Genomic DNA, 25,389 nt, shown 5'->3' with positions numbered 1-25,389 from the left:
AAAACGAATGATGTATGGAAAGGCAAAGCTCATGCTACTGAAAAGAAAACTAGTTCTGGGAACTCTTCTTTTCAACTAAATTGCAAAAGAACCACTGATTATAGGCTTAGGAACATTAGTAGTCAACTGGAATCAGTTTAATACAGTTCCTGGCAAATATTAACCATTTATTGGCGGGAGATTGCGGCAAACATGTACATATTTGGAAGTAAACATGTACATGATTGGGGTTAAACATGTACATGTTCGGGGAAAGATAACCTTATATTTTGGCTAATTAATCTAGTTAAGTTGTCTAATTAGCCTATATCTTTGAATTAAATTATGCTGGGAAGTATTTTACTTACCCTTTGATTCCACTTCTATTTTCTTTTTCACGAAACGAATCTTCAGGTTTGCTTCTTCCAGTTCTTTCTTTATCTGGTTAATTGAATTAAGAGCTTGTGCCAATTCGTAAACCTGACAAACGGCATTTCTATCGGCAGATGAGAAGCTTACCGCTTTTCTTCCATTTCCTACAATTTCCAGTTTGAGGTTCTGACCTTTATTCATGTAAATAAATGCTGCAACTCCCCCATCGGCACCCATTCGGTAATCTACTTTTTCCGATTTTACACCCATATCCGTTGATTCGTAAACATCGCGACTTGCTGGTGTTTCTGCAAAACTTCCGTCGGGTGCAGTTACACGGATGGAACGATGATGAATGCTGGAACCTCCGTTATAGATGGAAGTAAGTGCAAACACACCGGTTTCACTAACCTGAGCACGCAGGTAAGTACGACGGATATTTTTTTCTACAGTCTGAGAAGGATGAAGGTAATTACCTACAGTCTGGTATTCTGCATTCTTTTCAAGAACTAAACCTTTCTTTTTCTGATCAGCATCAGCTTGTTTTATCTTTAACACGCTATCAAGATAAACAATACTTCTTTCCTGCTCCTTTATTTCCACTTGCTCCATCAGACTAATTCCCTTTCTGCGGGCTTCAAATGCTTTGGGATAAAGTATTTTAATACTATCAAGCTGCAACTTTGCTTCACTATATTTACCTTGTGCATAGGCTTCCTCTGCCGCTTGTAATTTCAAGGCAGCTTCCTTTTCACCATTACCACTACACGCTGTGAGTGCTAATACTGTAAGTGCTATGAATCCAAACTTTCTCATATTTATTTTTGTTATAGAAGGCAAAAATACAATTAAATTGCCAAACCTATCCTTTACCTGCTCAAATTATTGTATTTTTGTACCTCTTTACAACATAGGATAACATGCAATTAACAACAGAAGAATTAAAAGAATATTTTAGCGACGAGATCTTTACAGCAATCTCTGAAACAGCTGAAGACCTCGGACTGGAATGTTATGCTGTAGGTGGATATGTGCGCGACATCTTTCTGAAACGCCCGTCGAAAGATATTGATGTGGTGGTTGTGGGAAGTGGAATAGCTATGGCACAAGCGCTGGGGAAGAAATTAGGAAGGCATGCACATGTTTCTGTTTTTAAGAATTTTGGAACTGCTCAGGTTAAATATCACCGCATAGAAGTGGAATTTGTTGGCGCCAGAAGAGAATCATATCAAAGAGATTCACGAAAACCAATCGTGGAAAATGGCACGCTGGAAGACGATCAGAACAGACGGGATTTTACAATCAACGCATTGGCTGTATGCCTCAATGCTGATCGCTTTGGTGAATTAGTCGATCCTTTTGGAGGTATCGAGGATCTTAAAAACAGAATTATTCGCACTCCTTTAGATCCGGATATTACATTTAGTGATGATCCTCTCCGTATGATGCGGGGTATCCGTTTTGCCACTCAGCTTAATTTCCAGATTGAAGATGAAACTTTTGCATCGATAGCACGCAATAAAGAGAGAATTGAAATTATATCGAAAGAGCGTATTGCTGACGAATTAAATAAAATACTGGGATCGCCTGTTCCTTCCATTGGCTTTGTATTGTTGGATGAGTGTGGATTATTAAAACTTATTTTCCCGGAACTGGCAGCATTGCAAGGAGTTGACAGCAGAAATGGCAGGGCACATAAAGATAACTTCTATCACACGTTAGAGGTTGTTGATAATGCTGCTAAACGTTCAGATAATCTTTGGTTTCGTTGGGCGACTCTACTTCACGATATAGCCAAGCCAAGTTGTAAGCGATGGGAGCCTAAGGCGGGCTGGACTTTTCATAATCATAATTTTGTTGGTGAAAAGATGGTACCAAACATCTTCCGAAGAATGAAATTACCGATGAATGAGAAGATGAAATATGTTCAGAAGCTAGTTGGTCTGCACATGCGACCGATTGTTCTTTCTGAAGATATTGTAACAGACTCGGCTGTTCGCAGGTTACTATTCGACGCCGGTGATGACATAGATGATTTGATGGCTCTGTGCGAAGCTGATATCACCTCAAAGAACGAGGTTCGTAAGCAGAAGTTTCTGGAAAATTTCCAACTGGTACGTCAGAAGCTGAGAGATCTGGAAGAGAAAGACCGGATCCGTAACTTCCAGCCACCTATTTCGGGCGAAGAAATTATGGAAGCTTTCGATCTGCGCCCATGCAGAGAGATTGGTACTCTTAAAAGTTCTATTAAGGATGCCATTCTGGATGGTGTTATTCCAAACGAATATGAGGCTGCTTACAACTATATGCTTGAAAAAGCTGCGAAGATGAAACTTAAACCTGTAAAATAACAAACTAATGAGCCAGAAGAGATATACCAAAGGCGAGGAAATTGCCAATGCCAGTTCTCACGGATTGGGCATACTGTTGGGAATCACTGTCGGGATTTTCCTGATGCGTAGTGCTTTTGAGACAAACAACAGGTGGATTATGGTTAGTTTTGCTATCTATCTGCTGGGAATGTTATCTTCTTACGTCACCTCTACCTGGTATCATGCTTGCCGGAATGAAAAAAGAAAAGCTTTGCTTCGTAAGTTCGACCACGGAGCAATCTATCTGCATATTGCCGGAACGTATACTCCTTTTACATTGGTTGTTCTTAGAGATTCCGGAGCATGGGGATGGGCACTGTTTTCTTTTGTATGGCTTGCTGCAATAGCAGGATTTATCCTGAGTTTTAAAAAACTAAAAGAGCATAGCAATCTTGAAACCGTATGCTATGTAATTATGGGTGGGGTTATCATTATTGCCATTAAACCGTTAATTGATTGCCTCTATCCAACAGGATCTATCAGTACTCTCTATTGGCTTATTGGCGGTGGTGTATCATATATTATCGGAGCTATATTCTACTCACTAACAAAGTTGCGCTACATGCATTCTGTTTTTCATCTCTTTGTTCTGGGAGGAAGTGTTTGCCACATTATTGCTATTTTCAATATCTTATAATTAAGATCAAAATATAGATAACAAAAAAAGATGTCTTTTACGGACATCTTTTTTTGTTTTAAGCAGTTGCTATTTTACTTTATACCTTCTGTTGTCATATTAATACGTTTAATTGTTCCATCGTTATTATAGAACAAACGATCTATACATACAGACCGGCGGAAACTACTCCCTTGTGTATTAATGCCGCCATTGTGATAAATAAAATACCAGTTATTCTTAAACTCTATGATTGACTGATGATTGGTGTTACTATTTCCGGCAATTTCATTTAATATGCCTTTATATTCCCATGGACCGTTGATATTACGACTCATAGCGTAACAAATCTTTTCTGGAAATTCGGATGCATACGAAAGGTAATACCATCCTTTATATTTATGGATCCATGGTGCCTCGGTAAAGCGTGGAAGATTTTTAACCGGCATTATCGGTCCGTCAAGCTCAACCATATTCTTCTTTAATTTGGCATAGTAACATTGAGTATTTCCCCAAAACAAATAAGCTTGTCCATCATCATCTATAATAACAGTAGGGTCAATGTCGTCCCAGCTTATTTTAGTGAATTGGGTAGTCATGTCATTGGTAATAAGTGCCGATCCACGTGCATCTTTAAAAGGTCCGGTAGGACTGTCGGAAACAGCTACACCTATTGCTTTTCCATGAATAGAGCCATGTTCAACGGCAACATACCAATAAAATTTCCCATCCCGTTCTATAACCTGGCTAGCCCAGGCATCACCCTTTGCCCATGAGAAATCAGATGGTTTCAAAGGAATCGGATGCTCTGTCCACGTTTTCATATCCGAAGAAGAGAACACCAGCCACTCGTTCATTTCATAACGCTCTTTTGGTGCAGGACACTGGTCATGTCCTGCATAAAGATAAACTTTTCCGTTATAAACCAATCCGGCAGGATCGGCTGTAAATTTATGCTTAATCAAAGGATTTCCATTTGCAACAAATGTTGTATCCTGAGTATCTGCCAATATTCCGCTACTACTTAGCAAAGCAGCACATAAAAGTATCAGTCCTGAAATTCTATTTCTTAACATCATTCAAGTCCTCTTATTTTTTCAAAAACTTATATACGGCAAATGTTTTAGCTCCTAATTTTACGTTCAGAACATTGCCTTCAATCTGAATATCTTCTTTCTGCGGAAGAACAGTGTTTGGGTTTGCCAATGTGTTTTCAGCATCCAAATCGGATGAATGAAGAAGTGTTGCAGTACCTGAAGTGAGCTGCCCTTTCTTTGTTCCATCTAATACAACACGGATATTTTGTTCTTTATCTGCTGTATTAGCTATTTTCACGATATATGCTTTTTCGTTTTTATCCCATACAGCACTTGCATAAAGTTCATCCTGACCAGTTACCGGTTTTTTATCCATTGTCAAAGAAAGAACATTAGTTCCTTTATTGTAAGCATAAAGCTGCTGAACATAGTAATTCACAGAACATACACTGCTCATATTATCAAACCAGATTAAGTCCGGACGCCACTGCCATCCTTTAACGTGAGCAAAAAGCGGAGCATAAGTAGCCATATGAACCACATCTGCATTGCGTTCCAGTCCGGTCATAAATGCTGCTTCACAAAGAGCTGCATCAAAATTATTCTTTTTATTCTGAGCATGGCAGGCATATTCACCGGCAAAAACCTTTGGACCTTTTCTGTCGTAATTATCATAGCGGGCAGCCTGAGTTAAGAACCATTTCTGAGAACGATAGAAATGTTCGTCAACCAGGTCAACCTTCAGACGTTTCATTTCCGGCCACAAATATTCAAACTTGTCTCCTTCAGAATCAGGACCAGAAGATCCGATTATACGAATTTTTGGATAAGCTTTACGGATAGCTTTGATAAATGGTTCCAGATGTTCCGGATATTCTTTTCCCCATTGTTCGTTACCTACGGCAAGAAGTTTTAGGTTAAACGGAGCCGGATGGCCCATATCTGCACGTAATTTACCCCACTTTGTAGTAACATCACCATTAGCAAACTCAATTAAATCGAGGGCATCCTGAATATAACAATCCAACTTATCAACAGGCACATGAGCTTTTGGGTCTTTATTCTGGAACTGACAAGCAAGTCCACAATTAAGCACAGGAAGAGGCTCTGCTCCTATTTCTTCTGACAATAAGAAATACTCATAGAATCCCAATCCATAAGTCTGGAAATAATCCGGATAAAAACGATTGGTAAAGGTATATTGCCAACGATTAGTATTAAGCGGACGGTTCTCAACAGGACCTACCGAGTTTTTCCAATTATAACGAGTATCAATATCAGTACCTTCAACAATACATCCACCAGGGAAACGGAATACACCCGGTTTCAAATCGGCAAGAGCCTGCACCAAGTCTTTACGCAAACCACCTTCACGACCTTTCCAGGTATCAACCGGGAAAAGAGAAACGTGATCCATATCAATATCTCCTTTTGAAGTAAGGAAGATTCTGACCAAAGCTTTTGCATCGGTTTCCGGTGAAGTAAGTACTACTTCGTATTTCTTCCAGTCGGCAGAAGTTACATTCAATGTTTGTTTTGCAACCGGATTATTATTTGAGTTTACAAGTTCCACTCTAAAACTTTGAGATTCACCACCCTGAGGAAGGCGAGCCCATACACTAAAACGATATTGAGCATCTTTCTTAATGCCTACACCAAAGAAACCTTCGTTTTCAAGACCTGTTTGCTTATCAGGATGTCCTGGATTTGAAAGGCGCACATAGTGTGGATTCTTATCAAAAGCTGGATTATCAGTACGAACTTCAACATTACCGAATGATTTCCAACCTAGCAAATTCTGAGTAAACTCAAAGGAACGGTTCTTTATCAGTTCAGCATATAAGCCACCATCAGCTCCAAAATTGATATCTTCAAAGAAGAGTCCATACATTGTTGATTGTATTTCCGCACCGGGCTTAGTAGTTTTTACAACCATCTCATGCTCGGTTTGTGCATTTAATGACATCCCCATGCAAAGGGCTAAAGCAGATAATAATGATCTGTGCATTCTCATAATTAATATATTAGTTTTTAGTTAGTATTCATTTTATACGTTTTCCCCAGACTGATCGACCATGACTATCCAATCCTGTAAAGAGAATTGTCTCTGTCTGGTTTTCCCAATCGTGTCCGGCAAAAGTAACCAAATTATTTATTTCCTCACCATTCAAAACCAGTTTAGTTAATGATTTAGATGAATCAAAAGACCAGGAACTATTAGTACGATCTTTTATACTATTGTTTTCTTGCAACACTATATGAGAAGAATAATTCTGCTCTGTTTTATTAAGTCGTCCTTCTCCCCAAAGAATCTGTCCGGCTTCTAACTTTCTGTCATGTTTTGGCTCATTTATGCGAATCACTTCCCATTCACCATGCAGATCTTTATCTTTAATCTTTACCGAACGACTTCCAGCATATCTTTCAGGAGAAACAACCGGCCATCCATCGTGAGTAAAGAACATCTCTCTAGTATGTAGCACCATTAACATATTATCCGGTGAAAGGCGACCTTGATGAAACATGAAATATTTACCTTTTTCATCGGTAGTTACTCCGCAATGAGCTGTTCCAGCCCACCCCACATGATTATTAAAACAATATGGAGCAGTAAGTATTGGGAAAATATCTGTTGTATCAGACATTGCCTTGCCAAAGAAATCGGTAAACGGTCCTTCCGGCTTATCAGCTCTTCCTACCCTGACATTATAAGTGGTCATCAATGGATCATAGGAAACAAAAAGATAATACTTTTTAAACTGCGGATTATATACAATCTCTGGAGCTTCCATATTATCAACTTTGTAATTGGCTCTGCGCGCAACCAAATGTCCTAAATCTGCGGTTTTCATTGTTAATCCCGTTTCCGGATTTAGCTGAACACAATAAATGCCTCCAAAGAATGAACCGTAATGCATCCACATTTTTCCATTAGAGGGATCAACTATAACAGTTGGGTCAATGGCGTTCATTGGCGTTTCTTTATTTGTGCGGACTACATATCCTTTCTGAATCCAAGGGCCTTCTGGTGAAGATGACTCAGCCAGACCTATATATGAATTCTTCTGTCCGAAAGCAGATACACAATAATAGAGTCTGTAAGTCTTTTCATGTTTAATGATATAAGGTGCCCAAATATTAGTAGCCCCTTTTCCTTCAGAATTACTTCTCACCCACTCCACCGCTTCACGAGGAATTTCGGGAAAAGCCCATCCTTCAAATTCCCAATGAACCAAGTCTTTCGATTTACGCATCTGTATATATCCTAACGGAACATTATGTTTTTTTGCTTCATCCTTATCTTCACCATAAATTGCATCTGTTGAATACATATAATAAGTATCACCAAACTTCTTACAAGCAGGATCGTGAACATTATAAGTTCCCCATTTCTTGTAGTTCTCCATGCCCGACAAAAAAACATAATTATCAGGCCAGGGATTTGAAGCTGGAATAATTTTCATGTCTGACGATGATTTGCAGGAAAGCATTACAATCATCAGTACAGTAAATACAATGAATACTCTGAGAAGTAACTCCGGATGTTTTTTCATATAGCAGTATTAAATCCTTTTATTAAAACTATCTGCAAAAATAGACGACAAGCGATTACCTTAAGGTGGACATCTGTCTCTTTTAAGTGGACAAAACATGAACCACGGGATAAAAACAAAGATATCATCACATGAAAGAAAAAGAGTTTAATTATATTTGCCTCGTTAATCAGTTAAATATGAGAAATAGAATTTCACTCTGCATCTTATTTTCACTTGTTGTCTTTTTATCTTCTTTCAAAGCATTCGCATTACCAAAGAGCCTGACAACCAGATATAATTTCAGCTGCATCACTATGAATGACGGGCTGTTGCATAACTTTATAGACGATATATATAAAGACAAACAAGGTTTTCTTTGGATTTCTACTGCCGGAGGAGGACTGTCCAGATATGATGGTTATGAGTTTACCCATTACAATATAAACACATGGCCTATTTCCCTGAAAAGTAATTTTATCCGCAAAGTTTGCGAGGATAACTTCAAGCGTTTATGGATAATAACGGAAAAAGGAACAGACATATTAAATCTCTCATCACTGAAAATTAATCAACTGACTTATAAGGATAAAACCTTAGATCAGATACTGAACAAATCGGCAAATACAATATTGAAAGATAGCAGAGGAAATATCTGGTTATCTGTGAAAGATGCATTATATAAAATAGAATTTACTCCAGACGGTGATATTGCTCATATCTATTCTCTGATACTGAAATTGCCATCTTCAAACAACCAAATCGTTGCAATAAATGAAATAAACGGAGAAATATGGGTTGGGCATAACAGCACTATATTTAAGGTGTTGACCAATAAATCCGGAAAGCTTGTATTTTCAACTATTTCTGATAAGCTGAAATTAGTAAAAGGCAGCTACATAAACGTAATCTTTGAAAAAGAAAATGAAGTGTGGATTGGAAGTGATCGCGGACTATTCAGATACAACAAAACAAATGAATCTATAAAACACTATATGCATAATGAAAGTGTGCAAGGTTCTATTTCACAGAACCAGATTACTGACCTCGCTGAAACAAATGATAAGCAATTAATTGTAGCAACTTTAAAAGGACTCAACTTCTATGATCCTATAAACGACAATTTTATGCATATCAATCGTGATGAGAAGGACGACTGTTATAGCATAAACTGCGATTTCATTAATTGCTTGCTTGTTGATAAGAATCTTATCTGGGTGGGTACCGAAGCAGGAGGTTTGAACAAGATTGCCCCAAAAAAGCTTTCAATACACAATTATATATATAATGAAAACGATCCGGGGTCCATTTCCAGAAATCCAGTCAATGCTATTTATGAAGATAAAACAGGAAATCTATGGATAGGAACAGTAGAGGGTGGACTCAATCTGAAAAGAAAAGATAGTGATAAGTTTATTCATATTACATCTGGTAACAGTTCTCTTAGTCATAATTCTGTAAGTGCTATAACTGCTGATGAATATAACCATCTTTGGATAGGGACCTGGGGAGGAGGCATAAATATACTGGACATGAGTAATATTTCTCATCCTGCATTTGAACACATAACTTCCGGCACTCACCCCGAATTCACTATCGATTTCGTTGGAGCTCTATGCTATGATCCTATTAATAAGGGTGTTTGGATTGGATCGAACAGAGGTATTTATTTCTATGATATAAAAATAAAAAAACTCATTTCTCCTTTTCCTTTCAGTGTAACAAAGAATATTCTGGGTACAATAGGCTCACTTATCGATAAGAAAAACAAGTTGTGGATAGGAACTTCGGACGGAGCAATGATCATCGACTTAAAATCATTTGCCAGAAGTCATTCACACTTTTCATATAAGTATTTAAAATATAAAAGTAACAAGCCCGATTCTCATTGTGTTGACAAAATAAACTGCCTTTACGAATCATCCAACGGAACAATCTGGCTGGGAAGTAACGGATATGGTTTATACAAACTACTATCAAGAGATAATGAGAACTATCAGTTCCAATCGTTCACAACAGCACAAGGACTGGCCAATAATTGTGTTTTGGGTATTCTGGAAGATCAGAGAGGTCGTCTTTGGTTAAGTACGTGCAATGGAGTTTCCTGCTATAATCCCAGCACAAATAAATTTATTAACTACACCAAAGAAGATGGATTAATAAGTAACCAATTTTACTGGAATGCATATTGCAAATCACGCATTAATCAGAATCTTTATTTTGGTAATATGGGAGGATTAATTGCGATTGAGGGGAATAAAATACAGCCAAAGCCATTAAATGAAAAGGTTATCTTCACCAGACTTAGTGTTTTAAATGAGATTATCTATCCTGACAAGGGGAACTATATTGATGTAGATATATCACAGGCTAAATGTTTAAGATTGCATGAAAAAGACAAATCTTTCTCTATAGAATTCTCTGCAATGGATTATGAGGTATCAAATACAGCAACCTATTCATACAGATTACTTGGATTTGACGATAACTGGGTAAAGGTTCCTTCGAGCAGGCGTATAGCAAGTTATACCAACTTGCGTCCAGGGACTTATACATTGCAAGTGAAATGTGATGCTGAATCAGAGATACAGTCGGGTAACATAACTGAACTAAAAATTGTTGTTTCTCCATTCTTTTATAAAACAACATGGTTTATTTGTCTGATACTGATTATTCTTTCTTTCACAATTTACAGACTGTATAAATGGCGTATTGATTCATTGAAGAATCAGAAAGAACAGCTTCGCATAAAAGTAGAAGAACGTACTCATGAACTGGAAAAACAAAAGCATATACTTGAGGAACAAACTAAAGAGCTTTCGCGCCAGAACGAAATTCTTACACAGCAAAACGAAAAGATTACCCGTCAGAAAGGGCAGTTAATCAAGATGTCGAAGAAGGTTCAGGAACTAACAATTGACAAGCTGACTTTCTTTACCAATATTACTCATGAATTCAGAACTCCCATTACACTGATTATGGGGCCTATTGAGAGAGCTCTTAAGTTAAGCTACAATCCTCAGGTTATAGAGCAATTACATTTCGTTGAAAGAAACTCCAGACATTTACTTTCACTCGTAAATCAATTGATGGATTTCCGCAAAGTTGAATCTGGTAAAATAGAGATTGTAAAGATTCCGGGCAATTTCAAGAAGTTTATTGACGATATACTGGAACCTTTTGAGGTCTTCGCCCGCGAAAGAAACATCAGTATCGAAAAGGTATTCCGTCTTAGTTCTCCGGTTATTCTGTTTGATGAAGATGCAATGGATAAAGTAATAACCAATCTTTTGTCGAATGCAATAAAATATACTCCCAATAACGGAACCGTTTCTATTTACATTTCTTCTTTAATAGACAGGGAGACATTGAAGGAGAAACTGTATATTTCAATAAAAGATAGCGGTGCCGGTATTGTTGAAGAGGATATTTCCAAGATATTCAACAGGTTCTATCAATCCAAAGGAAGTGTGAAGTATCCAGTATACGGGCAAAGTAGCACAGGTATAGGTTTGTATCTGTGTAAACAGATTGTGCATCTTCAGGGAGGAACTATTCAGGCAAAGAATAACCGTACCGGAGGTGCTGCTTTCAGAGTTGTTCTTCCTTTGCTACGTGAAGAGCATCCTAAGAAAGAGACTAATGTAGTCAATCAGCTTCAAGCAGCAAATGAGATTAAGGATAATAAACTGCTTATTTCAGGAGGACGTCTTAACATGTTAATTGTTGAAGATAATAAAGATATGCGTAGTTATATCCGTTCAATATTAATAGATAAGTTTAATGTTACAGAAGCTGAAAACGGAGAACAAGCACTGGCTATATTAAATAATCAGAGCATTGATTTTATTATTAGTGACCTGATGATGCCTGTAATGGACGGACTGGAATTATCCAGAAAAGTAAAAGAAAACTTTTCAATATCTCATATTCCATTCCTGATGCTTACTGCAAAGACCTCAATTGAAACCCGTATTGAAAGCTATAAAATTGGAGTAGACGAATATTTACTCAAACCGTTTGATGAAGATTTGCTATTGGCTCGTATAAACAACATTCTGGAAAATCGTAAACGCTATCAGAAGCAATTCAGTTTTAAAATGGACGTTGATATTCTTAATGTAGAAGAGGAATCTTGTGATAAAAAGTTCCTGGATAAAGCAATTAGCGTTATTAAGGAAAACTATAAGAATTCTTATTTCGAGGTAAGTGACTTTATTGAATCAATGGGGGTAAGTAAAAGTATACTTAACAGAAAGATGCAGAATCTTGCCGGACAATCTGCCGGGCAGTTTATCAGGAACTACAGGCTGAACATTGCCAGGGAACTAATTTTAAAGAACCGTACTACCAGAAATATGAATATATCAGAGATAGCTTATGAAGTAGGATTCAATGATCCTAAATACTTTACCCGGTGCTTTACCAAACATTTTGCAGTTACACCTAGTTCTTTAATGGAGTCTGATAAATAATTTAATGTATAGATACTTTACAAAGTGGTGCTAAACTTTAAATAAAACATCTTTTATATGTCTTGGGATAAAATTTAGCACCCCCATCACCACGGGGTTTCAGAAGGAGGAACCTTGTTACCCCCTCGAAAACAACCTTTATAAATTTGTTTTTTCGGAATAAAACTGTGCAAAAATTAGTTAACATATAACAAGCTGACTATAAACCCCTTAATCATAAAAGACATATATTCTATTCTTCTTTTGTAGAATTAATAAGGTTCAACTATGTATACAATTTTTATTCGCCAATAATTTTAGTTTATTCCTCAATAAACAGATATCCATTGCCCAATAAATAAAATCTATTCACCAATGGATTTTATAGTAGAAAAATGGCATAATAACCGTTTTCACATTAAAAGAAACATTTATCCACCCCTAAAAATCTTTTGTCCACCTTCATGAACCAATTCACTAATACATTTGTGAGCAAACAAAACAGGAGTCATGTTCCTATCCAACGCTCAGATTTGGGTACATGATAATAATAGTTTGAAGACCTTTTTAACTGAATAATAAACATTAAGAATGAGAATTGACTATTCTCATAAATAAAAAGTTGCCTATGAAATAATAAACATATTTATCTCTCTCCTTTTGTATAACTCTTACATTAATCTTCAGATTCACTATTAATTTACAATCCTAATTTTATGAATTTAAAACTGCGAAAAATTAAAACTAAAGATATGATTAGATTCAAAAACATATGGCCTATTGGATTCTTTTTCCTTATTTCAGCATGCGGATCGGATGATAATCCTGCTTCAGAAGACCCTGTTGTTCCACCAAGCACGGAGACTTACACTGCACCTACTTATAAAGACGATTACAGTAGCATTGCCTCATGGGAAAACCGTAGTAACTGGAATCTGGCCAATGTGCACGACCCCACAGTAGCCAAATGTGGCGATTACTATTATATGTATTCAACCGACGCTTCTTATGGAAATGCTCACGACGGACACGGACACTTCCTTTACAGACGATCAAAAGACTTAGTAAACTGGGAGTTCAAAGGAATGGCCATGAATGAAACCCCTGCATGGGTAAAAGATACACTCAACAATATGCGCCAAAGAGAAGGACTGCCAGCAATTGCCTCTCCTTCTTATGGTTGCTGGGCTCCGGTTGTGCGCAAAGTGGGAAGCAAATATAGAATGTATTACAGCATTGTTGTTGATAATTATATTAAGACCGGAGCAAAAAACACCGCAGCCAACTTTGATAATTCATGGACAGAACATGCTTTTATTGGTTTAATGGAAACTGACGATCTGGCTTCTAATGTTTGGTTAGACAAAGGTATGGTTGTTTGTTCCTCAACAGATAGAGGAAACAACTGGTATAGGTCTAGTTTAAGTGACTGGAGCGGATATTTTAAATGGAATGCCATTGATCCTTCATTTATTGCAACTCCAAACAATGAGCAATGGCTTATTTACGGTTCCTGGCATTCCGGTATAGTTGCCGTTAAGCTAGATCCGAACACAGGAAAGCCTTATCAGCTAAATTCACTGGCCGATTATGGAACCTGCATTGCAACCCGAACTACGGGAAGCAGATGGCAAGGGTCAGAAGCTCCGGAAATTATCTATAATGAAAGTACCGGTTATTATTATCTGTTCTTAGCATACGATGAATTATCTGTTGCTTACAACACCCGTGTGTGCCGTTCAAAAAGCATAACTGGTCCTTTTGTGGGTATTGATGGCAAAGATATTACTCAGGGAGGAGAATGTTGGCCTATGCTTACACATCCTTATAAATTTAGCAATCACTCTGGTTGGGTAGGTATATCTCACTGTTGTATTTTCCAGAATCCTGATACCAAAGAATGGTATTACGGATCGCAAGGACGTCTTCCGGCCAATACAAATGGAAATGCCTACAGCAATGCCATTATGATGGGGCAAATTAGATCTGTAGAATGGACTGAAGATGGATGGCCGGTTGTAATGCCTGAGAGATATGCTGCAGTTCCACAAAGTACAATATCTGAAAGTGATTTAATAGGAAATTGGGAACACATTACTTTATCTTATCAATATCAAACACAGCAAGCATCAAAAAGTATAGTCCTTTCAGCAAATAAAACTGTAAGCGGTGCTATTACTGGGAACTGGTCTTATGATGCAACCAAGAAGATTCTAACAATAGGTACATATAAAGTAAAAGTTCAAAGAGGACTGGATTGGGAAGCTACTCCTCGTACAACAACTATCATTTACTCGGGACTTACAGACAAAGGTATTTCACTTTGGGGTAAAAAAGTAAAATAATTATTCCAGAGCTGAACTCTATTCAGTGGATAACAGATATAGGTAAATTATATATTACTTTTCAATAGGGTGAACTATAACGGGGGAACTAAATTATTTTTCCCCCTTTTATCTCCTAAAGCCAAGTAAATAATAAAACAAGGGGGTTTGAGTAAGAAAAAAACATAACTTAAGCAGAATGCAATGGTAGTTTTATTGTTGGATTTATTAAATGTACAAAATACACTTTTATCCACTAAGAAAATACATTTGTCCACCTTGTACAATTGGCGATCATTTATATTCGCCATGTAATAAAGACCAAATTAACCTTTAAAATTAATATTATGAAGAAAAGAAAATGGCCGTCATTTCTGTTGGCGGTATTTGCAGTTCTTTCATTAGGCGCCTGTGATGAATGGGGACAAATGGATCCTCCGGCAGGAAATCAAATTTATCCTAAACTAGAACTAAAAGGAGAATACAAGTTTGAAGAAGAACTTTCTCCTGAAGAATTTACTCTCACTGCCTATAACGGAGGAGAAGTTCCCAGAATTGCTACCGACGAGTTCAAGGGGAAAGTGCTCAATCTTAATGGAGGGTATGCTCGCGTGAAAAATCCTTTGTATAATGTAAAGGTGCAGACAGGAGTATCTATCACCATGTGGGTAAAAACAGCGGCGGACAATTTGCAAGGCGCCATATTCTCATTTGCCAATGAGGATAACTCGGAGCGTATCTTTTTTACACCTAACGCCTGGTTGCACCGCGACAGTTTGAGCGTTGCCAGTGAGGTTAACAAGCCTACGAATGTTTCAGCTGCACCATTCACTGCCGATAAATGGCACTACATGGCACTTGTTATCACCACTAAAGGCTACACATTGTATATAGATGGTGAAAAGAGCAGTGAAGAACTTACTTCTACCCAAGCGGGATCTTTTGACTATCCGAATCTTGTGCAGGCATTTCCACGTCTGCCGTACCTGTATTTTGGTTACGGCTCACCCGTACAGCCTAAGGCAATGCGTATTGATGACGTGAAAATATATCGGAACGTGATTACCTCTAAGGAGATTGCTGTACCGACAGTAACCGGAGGAGAAGAATATCGCTTCCCGCCAAGAGGAACTGTTGGGTATTTCACACTTGACAAGACATTCGCAAATAGTCTTAATTCATCACAAAGCGGTGAATTGATCACAGTTGAAACTCAAGCTACTCCATCAGCCTTCGAACAAGATGCCGACAGAGGTATGGTATGGCACCAGCAAGAAGGTTGGACAGGCAATGCCAATGGTTGGGCTTATTCTCGCTTCGACAACCCTTTGAAGGGTAAGACTTTAGAAGATGGTCTTAGTGTTTGTATGTGGATTAATCCGCCAACACTGAACTGGTGGGATCAGATTTTTGTAATGAACGACGGAACAAGTAAATTCTGGTTCAATGCCATTGGTTACCTTGGCTATAATGGAGCAGGAGGCTGGTTTGATTGTCAGAATAACAATGCTGATAACGCACTAACACCAGGTAAATGGACTTTTGTTACCATAAACATAACTACGGACGGGTTTGCTGTTTACTACGACGGAAAACTGAAGTTTGACAAAGACAATAACGGAGCGTTTGCTTCGGGCGACTTTAAAGGCTACACCAACGTATTGAACATGTTTACTTCCGCTAATAACTTCTATCTGGGTTACGAAACATGGTGGAAATCTGCACCTGCATTGATAGACGATATATTCCTTGTAACAAGACCTTTGACGGAAAAGGAAATAGTGAATCTTTATGCTGACACCAAGAAAGTATCGGGAGGAGCTCCGGTTAGCCCAGCATATGCACCCTCATTGGTAGGCTATTACCCGTTAAATAACTCTTTTGCAAATGCAGTCAATGCAGCACAAGGAGGCGAACTTATTACAGTAGAGACTCAGGCTACTCCATCAGCTTTCGAACAAGATGCAACCAGAGGTACTATCTGGCATCAACAAGAAGGATGGACCGGAAATGCCAATGGCTGGGCATATACACGTTTCGATAATCCGTTGAAAGGTAAGAATATTACGGAAGGTCTAAGTGTTAGTATGTGGCTAAATCCTCCAAAATTAAACTGGTGGGATCAAATCTTCGTTCTAAACGACGGCACAAGTAAACTTTGGTTTAATGCCATTGGTTATCTGGGCTACAATGGAGCAGGCGGATGGTTCGACTGTCAGAATAATAATGCGGACAATGCACTAACAGCAGGTGTATGGACATTAGTTACCATCAACTTTATGCCAGATAAATTTGAAGTTTATTATAATGGTGCACTTAAGTTTAGCAATGAAAAGAATGCAGCATTCGCTTCGGGCGACTTTACCGGATACAACAATATCCTGAACATGTTTAAAACAGCCAATAACTTCTACTTCGGTTACGAAACCTGGTGGAAAGCTGCCCCAGCATTGATTGACGATGTGTATTTCTGCGCCAGTCCGCTGTCAGCTTTACAAGCTGCAGCTTTATATAATGCGACGAAAAAATAGCCTTGTTATTTCCATAAAATAAAGAAAATATGAAAGATAAACAAATGAAACCCAAATCATCCAGGAACACATTTCTGTTCCTGAGATGGTTGTCGGTATTCCTGATGCTGCTGATCGGGCAAACTTTGTCGGCACAACAGCGACAAGTTACGGGTATAGTGAAAGATCTGACTGGTGAACCAATAATTGGTGCCAGTGTATTAGAAAAAGGCACAACAAACGGTGTGATTACTGACTTGGACGGAAACTTCAAACTGACAGTAAGCAACGTTGAGAAGGCTGTTCTGCAAATCTCTTATGTTGGCTATCAAACACAACAAATACCTGTAAACGGGAAGACATTATTGAATGTAATCCTGAAAGAAAATACAAAATTATTAGATGAAGTAGTGGTTGTTGGTTACGGTGCCCAAAAGAAAGAAAGTGTGGTTGGAGCTATTTCACAAGTTTCCAGTAAGGAACTGCTTGCCTCTCCTGCCGCAAATATTTCCCAGGCTATTGCCGGAAAGATCCCAGGTGTAATTACTACGCAGACTTCCGGTGCTCCAGGACAGGACGACACGAAGATTAACATCCGCGGACGGGCTACCTTTGCAGGCGATGGTTCACCACTTATTCTTGTTGATGGTGTAGAACGTGAGTTTTCACAGATTGCTCCTGATGATATAGAAACTATTTCTGTTTTGAAAGATGCTTCTGCCACTGCTGTTTATGGTGTACGTGGTGCCAACGGTGTAATGCTTATTACTACCAAACGTGGTCGTGATCAGAAACCAGAAGTGAGTTTGACAGCAAACATGCAAATTCAAAGTCCCACACGTAGCGACACATACCTTAATTCTTATCAGTCGGTAATGCTGTTAGAAGAGGCGTTGAAAAACGATGGATTGCCTTCTCAATTCTCGGCTAACGATATTGAGATGTATCGTAAGTCGTCTGCCGGACAGTTAAGTGGTTTGGATGCCATGCTTTATCCCAATGTGGATTGGTACAACGAAGTTTTGAAAAGTTCAGCTCCAGCACAACGCTACAATGCTAGCGTTCGCGGAGGAACTAAACGTATGCGATACTATGCTTCTGCAGAACTATATGACCAGAAAAGTTTAATCAGGGAGCTGAGCCAGGATACGTATGGAAACTCTTCCAGCCCAAGTTATCGTCGGTATGCTTTCCGTGCTAACATGGACTTGTTCCTAACCAAAGACCTGACATTCTCCGTAAACTTCGGAACTCGTTTCGAGGAACGTCGCGGATCTAATACTAACGAAAGCAGTACATACAGTCAAACTTTCTACGAACTGAACCATACTCCTGGTTGGCTCTTCCCTGTATCATATCAGGTACAGAATGGAGAAAGCACCAAGACCTTGTACGGAGGTAGTTCACAGTATCAAAGCAATATTGTTGCAGCCTTAGCCAAAGGTGGTTACTATCGTGCTACCAATACCATAAATGAAACCAACTTTATTTTGGATTATAAAATGGATTGGTTAACCAAAGGATTGAGTGCCAAAGGTATGGCTTCATTCGATTATGACTCTTATTATAAAAAGATGTTCAAGGCCGACTTTGCTACGTATGAACTAAATGACCGCAATAATTACGAATCAATTGATGCTTACAACCAGTTTAATTCGGATGGAGAACTAGGCTATAGTAAGGATAACAGTACCACTTACAAGCTTTACATGGAAGCCCAGATTAACTACGCACGTCAGTTTGGAAAGCATGATGTAACAGCTATGGTGCTTTATAATCAGAATGATTACCGCTATAATTCTGAGCTGGCCAAACGTTATCAAGGTTTGGTAGGCCGTGTAACTTATGGTTACGATGACCGATATCTGGCTGAGTTCAATGCAGGTTATAACGGTTCTGAAAACTTCCTCAAAGGCAAACGCTTCGGTTTTTTCCCTGCAGTCTCAGTAGGATGGCGCATAAGCAAAGAAGAATTTATGGCCAACACACAAGAATGGCTGAACAACCTAAAAGTTCGTGCTAGTTACGGTGAAGTGGGAAATGACATTTATACGGTAAACGGAACCAGTCAACGGTTTTTGTATCAAGAAAAATGGTCTCAAATCGGTAATGACTATTATTTTGGCAGTTCCGGTAAAACAGGTATTTATGAAACACAATATCCTAACCTCGGAGTAACCTGGGAACGTGCCCACAAGTATAACCTCGGTCTTGAATTTGGTTTATGGAATGGTTTATTGAATGGTAATATTGATGTCTTTTACGAAAAACGCAATGATATCCTGACTGCATATCTTACTCGTCCACAGTGGGTGGGTGTGGCTCTGGCAGCTGGTAACTTAGGTGAAACTAAAAACAGCGGTTACGAACTTGAGTTGAAGCACAACAAACGCATCAATAAGGATCTAAGCTACAACGTAGGACTAACTTATTCTCATGCACGTAACGAAATTATAAGCATGGATGAACCGGAACAGAAGACAGCTTACCGCAAACGCGAGGGTAATCCTATCAGTCAGTATTTTGGTTTGATTGCTGATGGCTTTATTACACAGGCAGATCTTAATAATCCTGATTTACCGGTATCTACGTTTGGTACAGTGAAAGTAGGTGACCTAAAATATAAGGATATGAACGGTGACGGTTTCATTGACGATCGCGACGAAACTCGTATTGGTTATAGTGATATTCCAGAAAACACTTACGCATTATCTCTGGGTCTTAATTACAAGGGATGGGGATTTAACGTTATGTTCCAAGGAGTAGATCACGTGAGTCGTTACTACGATGCTGAAGCGATGTATGCTTTCGTTAACGGTGGTAAGGTGAAAGAGCATCATTTGGGACGCTGGAATCCAGAACAGAGCGAAGCCTACAATCTGCAACATGCCACTTATCCTCTATTGCACTACGACAATTACGGTGACCACAATCAGCGCACCAACTCTTTCTTCTTGAAAAACGGATCGTTTGTTCGTCTGAAAAACATTGAGTTGAGTTATACACTACCTCAAAACTGGTCTAAGTTTGCAGGTATGAGTGACTGTCGCCTTTACGTGAATGCCAATAACTTGATTACCTGGGATCATTTGGACGGCCTGACAGATCCTGAAAGTAACGGATCTAACCGCTACCCTATTATGAAAACAGTGAACTTTGGTGTAAACATTAAATTCTGAGACACATGAAGAAAACAATAATATACAGTTTGCTAGCGCTATCGATATCTGCAAGTGTTCTCACTTCGTGCGAAGATTCATTCGGTAGTTTTTTGGACAAGCAACCCAGCAACGAATTAACAGAGAAACAGGTGTTTGGAGACTGGAGCTTGATGGAGCAATTCCACTTTGATACTTATAACTTCCTACGACACGGAGCATGTCGCATTAATAATTCCTGGCTGGATGCTGCCACTGATCTGGCGGAAACCAGTTATGCAACAGGCGGTGTACGTACTACTTTTAATATCGGTAATTATTATGGATCTGACGGAGCTGCAGAACTTTCCGACACTTGGGAACATTATTATCGTGGCATCCGCAAATGCAATATGATCATTAATCGCATTGATAGTGTACCCAAAAGTCCTGATCTTAGCAATGAGAAGTATTTGCAGGACAAAACAAACTATACTTCCGAAGCTCGCTTCTTGCGTGTATGGTTTTACTGGGAATTGTTTTTGCGTTATGGACCGGTGCCTATTGTGACAGAAGTACTTGATCCTGATGGAGACTTGCTTAGTAAATATACAGATAGACCAACAGTAAAAGAGTTTGTAGTAGACTTCTTACTAAAAGAGTTGAATGAATGTGAAAGCGGCTTGCTCACCTATGAAGATGCCTGGAACTCAACGTATGCCGGCCGTATCGGACAACCAATGGCTCGCGCACTTGCTTCTCGCATAAAACTGTACATGGCCAGTCCCCGATACAGTGCAGAAAGTGGAGTTACCTGGCAGGAAGCTTCCGATGCAGCAAAGAGCTTTATAGATACCTATGGTTCTAAGTTTGCACTCTTTACAGAGGAAACGACAGATGGTATATTGCCATACAACAATGCTTTGCTTCGTACTACTTATCTGGACAAAAACAAAGAAATAATCTTTTTCCGAAACGATGTAGCGGTGGGTTGGAGTGCAATACAAAATGACACACCTGTTGGTGAAGGAGGTAAAGGAGGTCTTTGTCCTTCGCAGAACCTGGTAGATATGTATGACATGATCGATGGCTCTTCACCTTTCAGTACTTATGATGCAACGGGTGCACCGGTTTACAATAGTAACGGACAGCCTACTGTCAATGCAGCTAGTGGTTATAGTGACGCTACTATGTGGAAAGGACGTGACAAGCGATTGGAAGCTACCGTACTTTATCAAGGTACTAAGTGGGGAAACGGAACTATTAATGTTATCAAAGGACAACGAGACAATCCGGTGGGTAATGCAAATGCCACTCCTACAGGATATTACGTGCGCAAATATATTCCAGAAGCTATTTTAAGTTCGGTACATACAGGCACCTCACGTCGTTTATGGACATTTATTCGTTATGCAGAAATTATGCTGAACTATGCAGAAGCGCTTAACGAAGTAAAAGGTCCTTGTACAGAGGTTTACAATATGCTCGATCAGATTCGCCATCGCTCAGGTATTACCGGTTCAGTTGCCAATCGTAGCGACCTTACAAGTTCAAAAGAAGCCATGCGAAACTTCATTCACAAGGAACGTACGATAGAGTTGGCTTTCGAGGAACATAGAGCTTGGGATGTACGTCGCTGGAATGTGGCAGTTGAAGCACTCTCTCGCCCAATTTATGGAATTGATGTCGCAACTAATGGAACTATCAGCCGCAAAACAGCACAGAAACGTATATTCGAGAAAAAGATGTACCTCTATCCAATACCTGAAGGTGAAGTCTGGAAGACCAATATTGAGAACAACCCGGATTGGAAATAATTCTTAAATTGAATAAATATGAGTAACATAAAATATATTATAAGAAAATGCACAGCGACGGGCAGATATCTGTTGCTGCTAAGCTTTCTCTGGATGCAAACAAACGTCCTTGCACAGAACGAGCAAATATTGAAAGGCCGGATTGTGGACAGTAAAGGTAATCCAGTGGCTGGAGCTGTAATCAATATAGCCGAACAAAGCAGCATTGCTCTGTCGGACAAAGATGGATACTTTAGTCTCAAGAATGTGAAACCTCAGGATGAGCTTTGTGTGAGTAGCGTCGGTTATTTAAACGCTACCTCGCAGGTCAACTTCAAGGAAGGTTTTCAGATTGTATTATCGGAAGACTTGGATGAATATCTTCACACAATGCCGGTTCCCTTCGGACGCAAAGCAAAGAAACTAATGACAGAAGCTACTTCCGTGGTAACAGGAGAAGAGTTACAGAAACACCCGATAACTATCTTGCAAAATGCTTTTACTGCTACCGTTAATGGTATGGAAACTTACGAATGGAGTAGTGAACCGGGATGGAGTGAAACTGCTATGTACATTCGCGGTATACGTACCATGAATCAGAATGCACGTGCTCCACTTGTTATTGTAGATAATGTGGAGCGAGATCTTTCTTTTCTTGATGCTTTTCCTATAGAAAACATCACAGTACTGAAGGATGCTGCAGCTACTGCTATCTATGGAATGAGAGGTGCCAATGGTGCAATACTTGTAACAACAAAGCGTGGACAAGCAGGTAAAACCAACATTAATTTTACTCAGGAAGTAGGTTATCAGATGCTGAGCAACAAAATGGAACTGCAAAATTCCTATAATATGGCATTGACCCGTAACCAAGTTCGTTATTTGAGTGGAAGTGATCCTATGTATACAGACGAGCAGGTTGAAAAATATCGTCGTGTTAGCAATGGTGAAACATTAGAGGGTATTGATCGATATAAATATTTCGACACTAATTGGTTTGAACAATTGTATCGGGATGCAGCCCCCATGTACAAAACCAACATGCAGATAAGCGGTGGAAATAATCGCGCCCGTTACTATGTATCTTTCTCTTATCTTCGTCAGGAGGGTATGTGGAACAAGAAAGGAACCAGCTGGAACGAGAACTTCGATACACAACACATACTAAATCGATGGAACCTCCGATCTAATATCGATATTGATGTAACTAAGTTTTTAAACGTATCATTAGATCTTGGTGGTCGTATCGATAACATTAATCAGCCTACTGAAGGTGTGTTTGCTCTAACTACATTTGGTGCGGTAGAGGCTAATCCTATGGAACCAGTATACTGTCCAAACGGTGATCTTTATGCCAGCAGTACAGCCAACAATCCTTTACGTTATCTGGCTGCCAGTGGTCAGGAAAAGAACCGTCGCCGTAATCTGTATAGTACATTAAGTGTTAATGGTGATCTGAGCAGTTTGTTGAAAGGTTTAAAAGTGAACACCACTGTAAGCTTCGATTCCTATGAGACATTTGAATCTACTCAGCGAAATGCCATTAATACGTATAACTATGACTACACTAACGCGGCTGTTAATGATCCGTCAGAATTTACTTATACTAAATATACGTCGTACTCTGCACTGACTAACCCATCTGCCAATCAACGTGAATATTATTATCACCTTAACTTCAACGCAGGACTGAATTATAGCAATAATTTTGGTAAACATGCTGTAGATGCACGTGCTTTTGTCCGTACCTACCAGAACGTAGTAAGCGGTAGCACATCGTCAGAACGTACGTTGTCATTCAACGGTCAAGCTACATATGCTTATGATAATCGTTACATTTTATCAGGAAATTTTAGCCGAATGGCAAGTGATAACTTTGCCCCCGAAGAACGTTGGGGTAATTTTTACGGTACATCACTTGGATGGGTAGCATCAGAAGAATCATGGTTGAAAAACAAAAACATTGATTTATTAAAACTACGTGCTTCTTATGGACGTGCCGGACAGTCGAACACCGGTGCCGGACGATATCCGTATCAGGGAACTTACTCTAGTGGAACAGGTTATAGTTTTGGCTATTCGCAGAGTAATATCGGAGGATACTACGAGAGCAAAGCTGGTAATAGTAACAACAAGTGGGAAGTATCCGACATGTTAAATATCGGTCTTGATTTTGATTTCTGGGGAAAGAAACTGTATGGTGCAGTGGATGTGTTCAAAGAATGGCGTTCGGGTATTTTGGTAACACGTTCTACCATTCCTTCGATGATCGGAGTATCTGTAAGTTCGGATTCTTACGGAAAAGCAGAAAGTAAAGGACTTGAAGTAACTTTAGGCCATCGCGGCAAAATAGGTAAAGTTAATTATTATCTGGAAGGTTTGCTAACCTGGAATACTAATAAGATTACAGAGATGGATGAAACGGAGCCCAACGTGGAATGGCAACGTAAAACGGGTCGTAGAATTTATGATGGTACTGAAGTTGCAGCCTTGTATGAAAGTTCATTTAATAACACTGTGGGTGGATGGAATATTTACAAATTCGAACAGTGGGCGAATGATCCAGACAAAGTTGCTAGTAGCCAGCAAGATGCAATTGATCATCCTGAAAAATATCCGTATCACTCAGCATCAAATGGCAAACAATCTTTAGGTACAGCTGTATTCAAAGATTTGAATGGTGACCGACAAATTGATTCTAACGACATGACGCCTGATACCTATACAATTATCCCTGAATTGATACCAGCATTAAATATTGGTTTGGAATGGAACGGTTTTGATGTACGCGCTGTATTTAATGCCTATCTCAATCGTAGTGTATTTCTTTCTCCTGCCATCAGTTTTAGTGGTTGGAGCAACATGGGAACACACGAAGTTACGAAGGCATGGGGATACTATAATGACAACCCTAGTGATCCACGCAATATTAATGCGGCCTATCCACGTCCGCTTTACGGAGGTTTTAATGCCATCGACTCTGATCGCTCTACAGGTACATACAAGAATGACATCTGGGTGAAAAACGGTAATTACATATCACTACGAAATGTCGAAATTGGTTATTCGCTTCCAAAAGAGCTTGTTGCCAAAATTAACATGACAAAATGCCGATTTTATTTTAGCGGATACAACCTATATAACTGGAGTGATCTCCCCAATAACGTAGACCCTGAAAAACCGATGAGTTATTGCTGGTGGTATCCAAAGACCCGTTCGTTTACATTCGGTGTAAATATCGGATTTTAATGTTGTACTT

Annotated in this window: 12 protein-coding genes; 8 read left to right on the top strand and 4 right to left on the bottom strand. The window is 39.1% G+C overall.

All coding sequences use genetic code 11. The features are described from left to right. Nucleotides 1-339 precede the first annotated feature (339 nt). The gene (locus tag BUC21_RS10005; protein WP_073401785.1) at nucleotides 340-1,167 is read right to left on the bottom strand and encodes an outer membrane protein assembly factor BamD; all 828 of its coding nucleotides are present in this window, start codon (nucleotides 1,165-1,167) and stop codon (nucleotides 340-342) included. Nucleotides 1,168-1,271: 104 nt separating this feature from the next. On the opposite strand from BUC21_RS10005, the gene BUC21_RS10000 reads away from it, so the two are divergent. After that, nucleotides 1,272-2,702 (top strand): CCA tRNA nucleotidyltransferase, encoded by a 1,431-nt coding sequence (locus tag BUC21_RS10000; RefSeq protein ID WP_073401783.1) that lies wholly within the window; start codon nucleotides 1,272-1,274, stop codon nucleotides 2,700-2,702. A gap of 7 nt (nucleotides 2,703-2,709) precedes the next feature. Continuing rightward, nucleotides 2,710-3,360 carry a PAQR family membrane homeostasis protein TrhA gene (gene trhA, locus BUC21_RS09995; RefSeq protein ID WP_073401781.1) on the top strand — a complete coding sequence of 217 codons (651 nt, stop codon included), beginning with the start codon at nucleotides 2,710-2,712 and terminating at the stop codon, nucleotides 3,358-3,360. A 74-nt stretch (nucleotides 3,361-3,434) separates the two neighbouring features. On the opposite strand, the gene BUC21_RS09990 is transcribed toward trhA, so the two are convergent. From BUC21_RS09990 to BUC21_RS09980, 3 genes are read right to left on the bottom strand one after another with little or no spacing between them, the layout of a single operon-like run. Continuing rightward, nucleotides 3,435-4,418, bottom strand: a complete 984-nt coding sequence (locus tag BUC21_RS09990) for a glycoside hydrolase family 43 protein (protein ID WP_394332755.1) — start codon at nucleotides 4,416-4,418, stop codon at nucleotides 3,435-3,437. 10 nt (nucleotides 4,419-4,428) lie between these two features. After that, the gene (locus tag BUC21_RS09985; protein ID WP_073401780.1) at nucleotides 4,429-6,390 is read right to left on the bottom strand and encodes an alpha-L-arabinofuranosidase C-terminal domain-containing protein; all 1,962 of its coding nucleotides are present in this window, start codon (nucleotides 6,388-6,390) and stop codon (nucleotides 4,429-4,431) included. A 28-nt stretch (nucleotides 6,391-6,418) separates the two neighbouring features. Next, nucleotides 6,419-7,930 carry an arabinan endo-1,5-alpha-L-arabinosidase gene (locus BUC21_RS09980; RefSeq protein WP_073401779.1) on the bottom strand — a complete coding sequence of 504 codons (1,512 nt, stop codon included), beginning with the start codon at nucleotides 7,928-7,930 and terminating at the stop codon, nucleotides 6,419-6,421. A gap of 179 nt (nucleotides 7,931-8,109) precedes the next feature. Here BUC21_RS09980 and BUC21_RS09975 point away from each other — a divergent pair, with 179 nt between their 5' ends. The 6 genes from BUC21_RS09975 to BUC21_RS09950 all read left to right on the top strand — a co-directional run bounded on the left by BUC21_RS09975 (nucleotide 8,110) and on the right by BUC21_RS09950 (nucleotide 25,379). Next, the gene (locus BUC21_RS09975) at nucleotides 8,110-12,384 is read left to right on the top strand and encodes a hybrid sensor histidine kinase/response regulator transcription factor (RefSeq protein ID WP_073401778.1); all 4,275 of its coding nucleotides are present in this window, start codon (nucleotides 8,110-8,112) and stop codon (nucleotides 12,382-12,384) included. Nucleotides 12,385-13,115: 731 nt separating this feature from the next. Continuing rightward, nucleotides 13,116-14,708, top strand: coding sequence for an arabinan endo-1,5-alpha-L-arabinosidase (locus BUC21_RS09970; protein WP_083547673.1), 1,593 nt, complete (start codon nucleotides 13,116-13,118; stop codon nucleotides 14,706-14,708). A 326-nt stretch (nucleotides 14,709-15,034) separates the two neighbouring features. Then, the gene (locus BUC21_RS09965) at nucleotides 15,035-17,218 is read left to right on the top strand and encodes a LamG-like jellyroll fold domain-containing protein (protein ID WP_073401776.1); all 2,184 of its coding nucleotides are present in this window, start codon (nucleotides 15,035-15,037) and stop codon (nucleotides 17,216-17,218) included. Nucleotides 17,219-17,322: 104 nt separating this feature from the next. Further along, the gene (locus BUC21_RS09960; RefSeq protein ID WP_139261388.1) at nucleotides 17,323-20,376 is read left to right on the top strand and encodes a SusC/RagA family TonB-linked outer membrane protein; all 3,054 of its coding nucleotides are present in this window, start codon (nucleotides 17,323-17,325) and stop codon (nucleotides 20,374-20,376) included. A gap of 5 nt (nucleotides 20,377-20,381) precedes the next feature. Beyond that, entirely contained in the window at nucleotides 20,382-22,151 is a 1,770-nt protein-coding gene (locus BUC21_RS09955) for a RagB/SusD family nutrient uptake outer membrane protein (protein WP_073401775.1), read from the top strand. 18 nt (nucleotides 22,152-22,169) lie between these two features. Continuing rightward, nucleotides 22,170-25,379, top strand: coding sequence for a SusC/RagA family TonB-linked outer membrane protein (locus BUC21_RS09950; protein ID WP_073401774.1), 3,210 nt, complete (start codon nucleotides 22,170-22,172; stop codon nucleotides 25,377-25,379). Nucleotides 25,380-25,389 lie beyond the last annotated feature (10 nt).

Source organism: Bacteroides luti (genome assembly GCF_900128905.1).
Classification (GTDB): Bacteria; Bacteroidota; Bacteroidia; order Bacteroidales; family Bacteroidaceae; genus Bacteroides; species Bacteroides luti.
Note: the sequence above shows the minus strand (reverse complement) of the source record. Positions and strands in the feature narration are given on the sequence as shown.

What these genes read in the sequence shown, in the direction of transcription:
- BUC21_RS09980 (WP_073401779.1), bottom strand. Translation starts at nt 7,930, where the DNA reads ATGAAAAAACATCCGGAGTTACTTCTCAGAGTATTCATTGTATTTACT.
- BUC21_RS09975 (WP_073401778.1), top strand. Translation starts at nt 8,110, where the DNA reads ATGAGAAATAGAATTTCACTCTGCATCTTATTTTCACTTGTTGTCTTT.
- BUC21_RS09960 (WP_139261388.1), top strand. Translation starts at nt 17,323, where the DNA reads ATGCTGCTGATCGGGCAAACTTTGTCGGCACAACAGCGACAAGTTACG.
- BUC21_RS09965 (WP_073401776.1), top strand. Translation starts at nt 15,035, where the DNA reads ATGAAGAAAAGAAAATGGCCGTCATTTCTGTTGGCGGTATTTGCAGTT.
- BUC21_RS09950 (WP_073401774.1), top strand. Translation starts at nt 22,170, where the DNA reads ATGAGTAACATAAAATATATTATAAGAAAATGCACAGCGACGGGCAGA.
- trhA (WP_073401781.1), top strand. Translation starts at nt 2,710, where the DNA reads ATGAGCCAGAAGAGATATACCAAAGGCGAGGAAATTGCCAATGCCAGT.
- BUC21_RS09985 (WP_073401780.1), bottom strand. Translation starts at nt 6,390, where the DNA reads ATGAGAATGCACAGATCATTATTATCTGCTTTAGCCCTTTGCATGGGG.
- BUC21_RS09990 (WP_394332755.1), bottom strand. Translation starts at nt 4,418, where the DNA reads ATGATGTTAAGAAATAGAATTTCAGGACTGATACTTTTATGTGCTGCT.
- BUC21_RS10005 (WP_073401785.1), bottom strand. Translation starts at nt 1,167, where the DNA reads ATGAGAAAGTTTGGATTCATAGCACTTACAGTATTAGCACTCACAGCG.
- BUC21_RS09955 (WP_073401775.1), top strand. Translation starts at nt 20,382, where the DNA reads ATGAAGAAAACAATAATATACAGTTTGCTAGCGCTATCGATATCTGCA.
- BUC21_RS09970 (WP_083547673.1), top strand. Translation starts at nt 13,116, where the DNA reads ATGATTAGATTCAAAAACATATGGCCTATTGGATTCTTTTTCCTTATT.
- BUC21_RS10000 (WP_073401783.1), top strand. Translation starts at nt 1,272, where the DNA reads ATGCAATTAACAACAGAAGAATTAAAAGAATATTTTAGCGACGAGATC.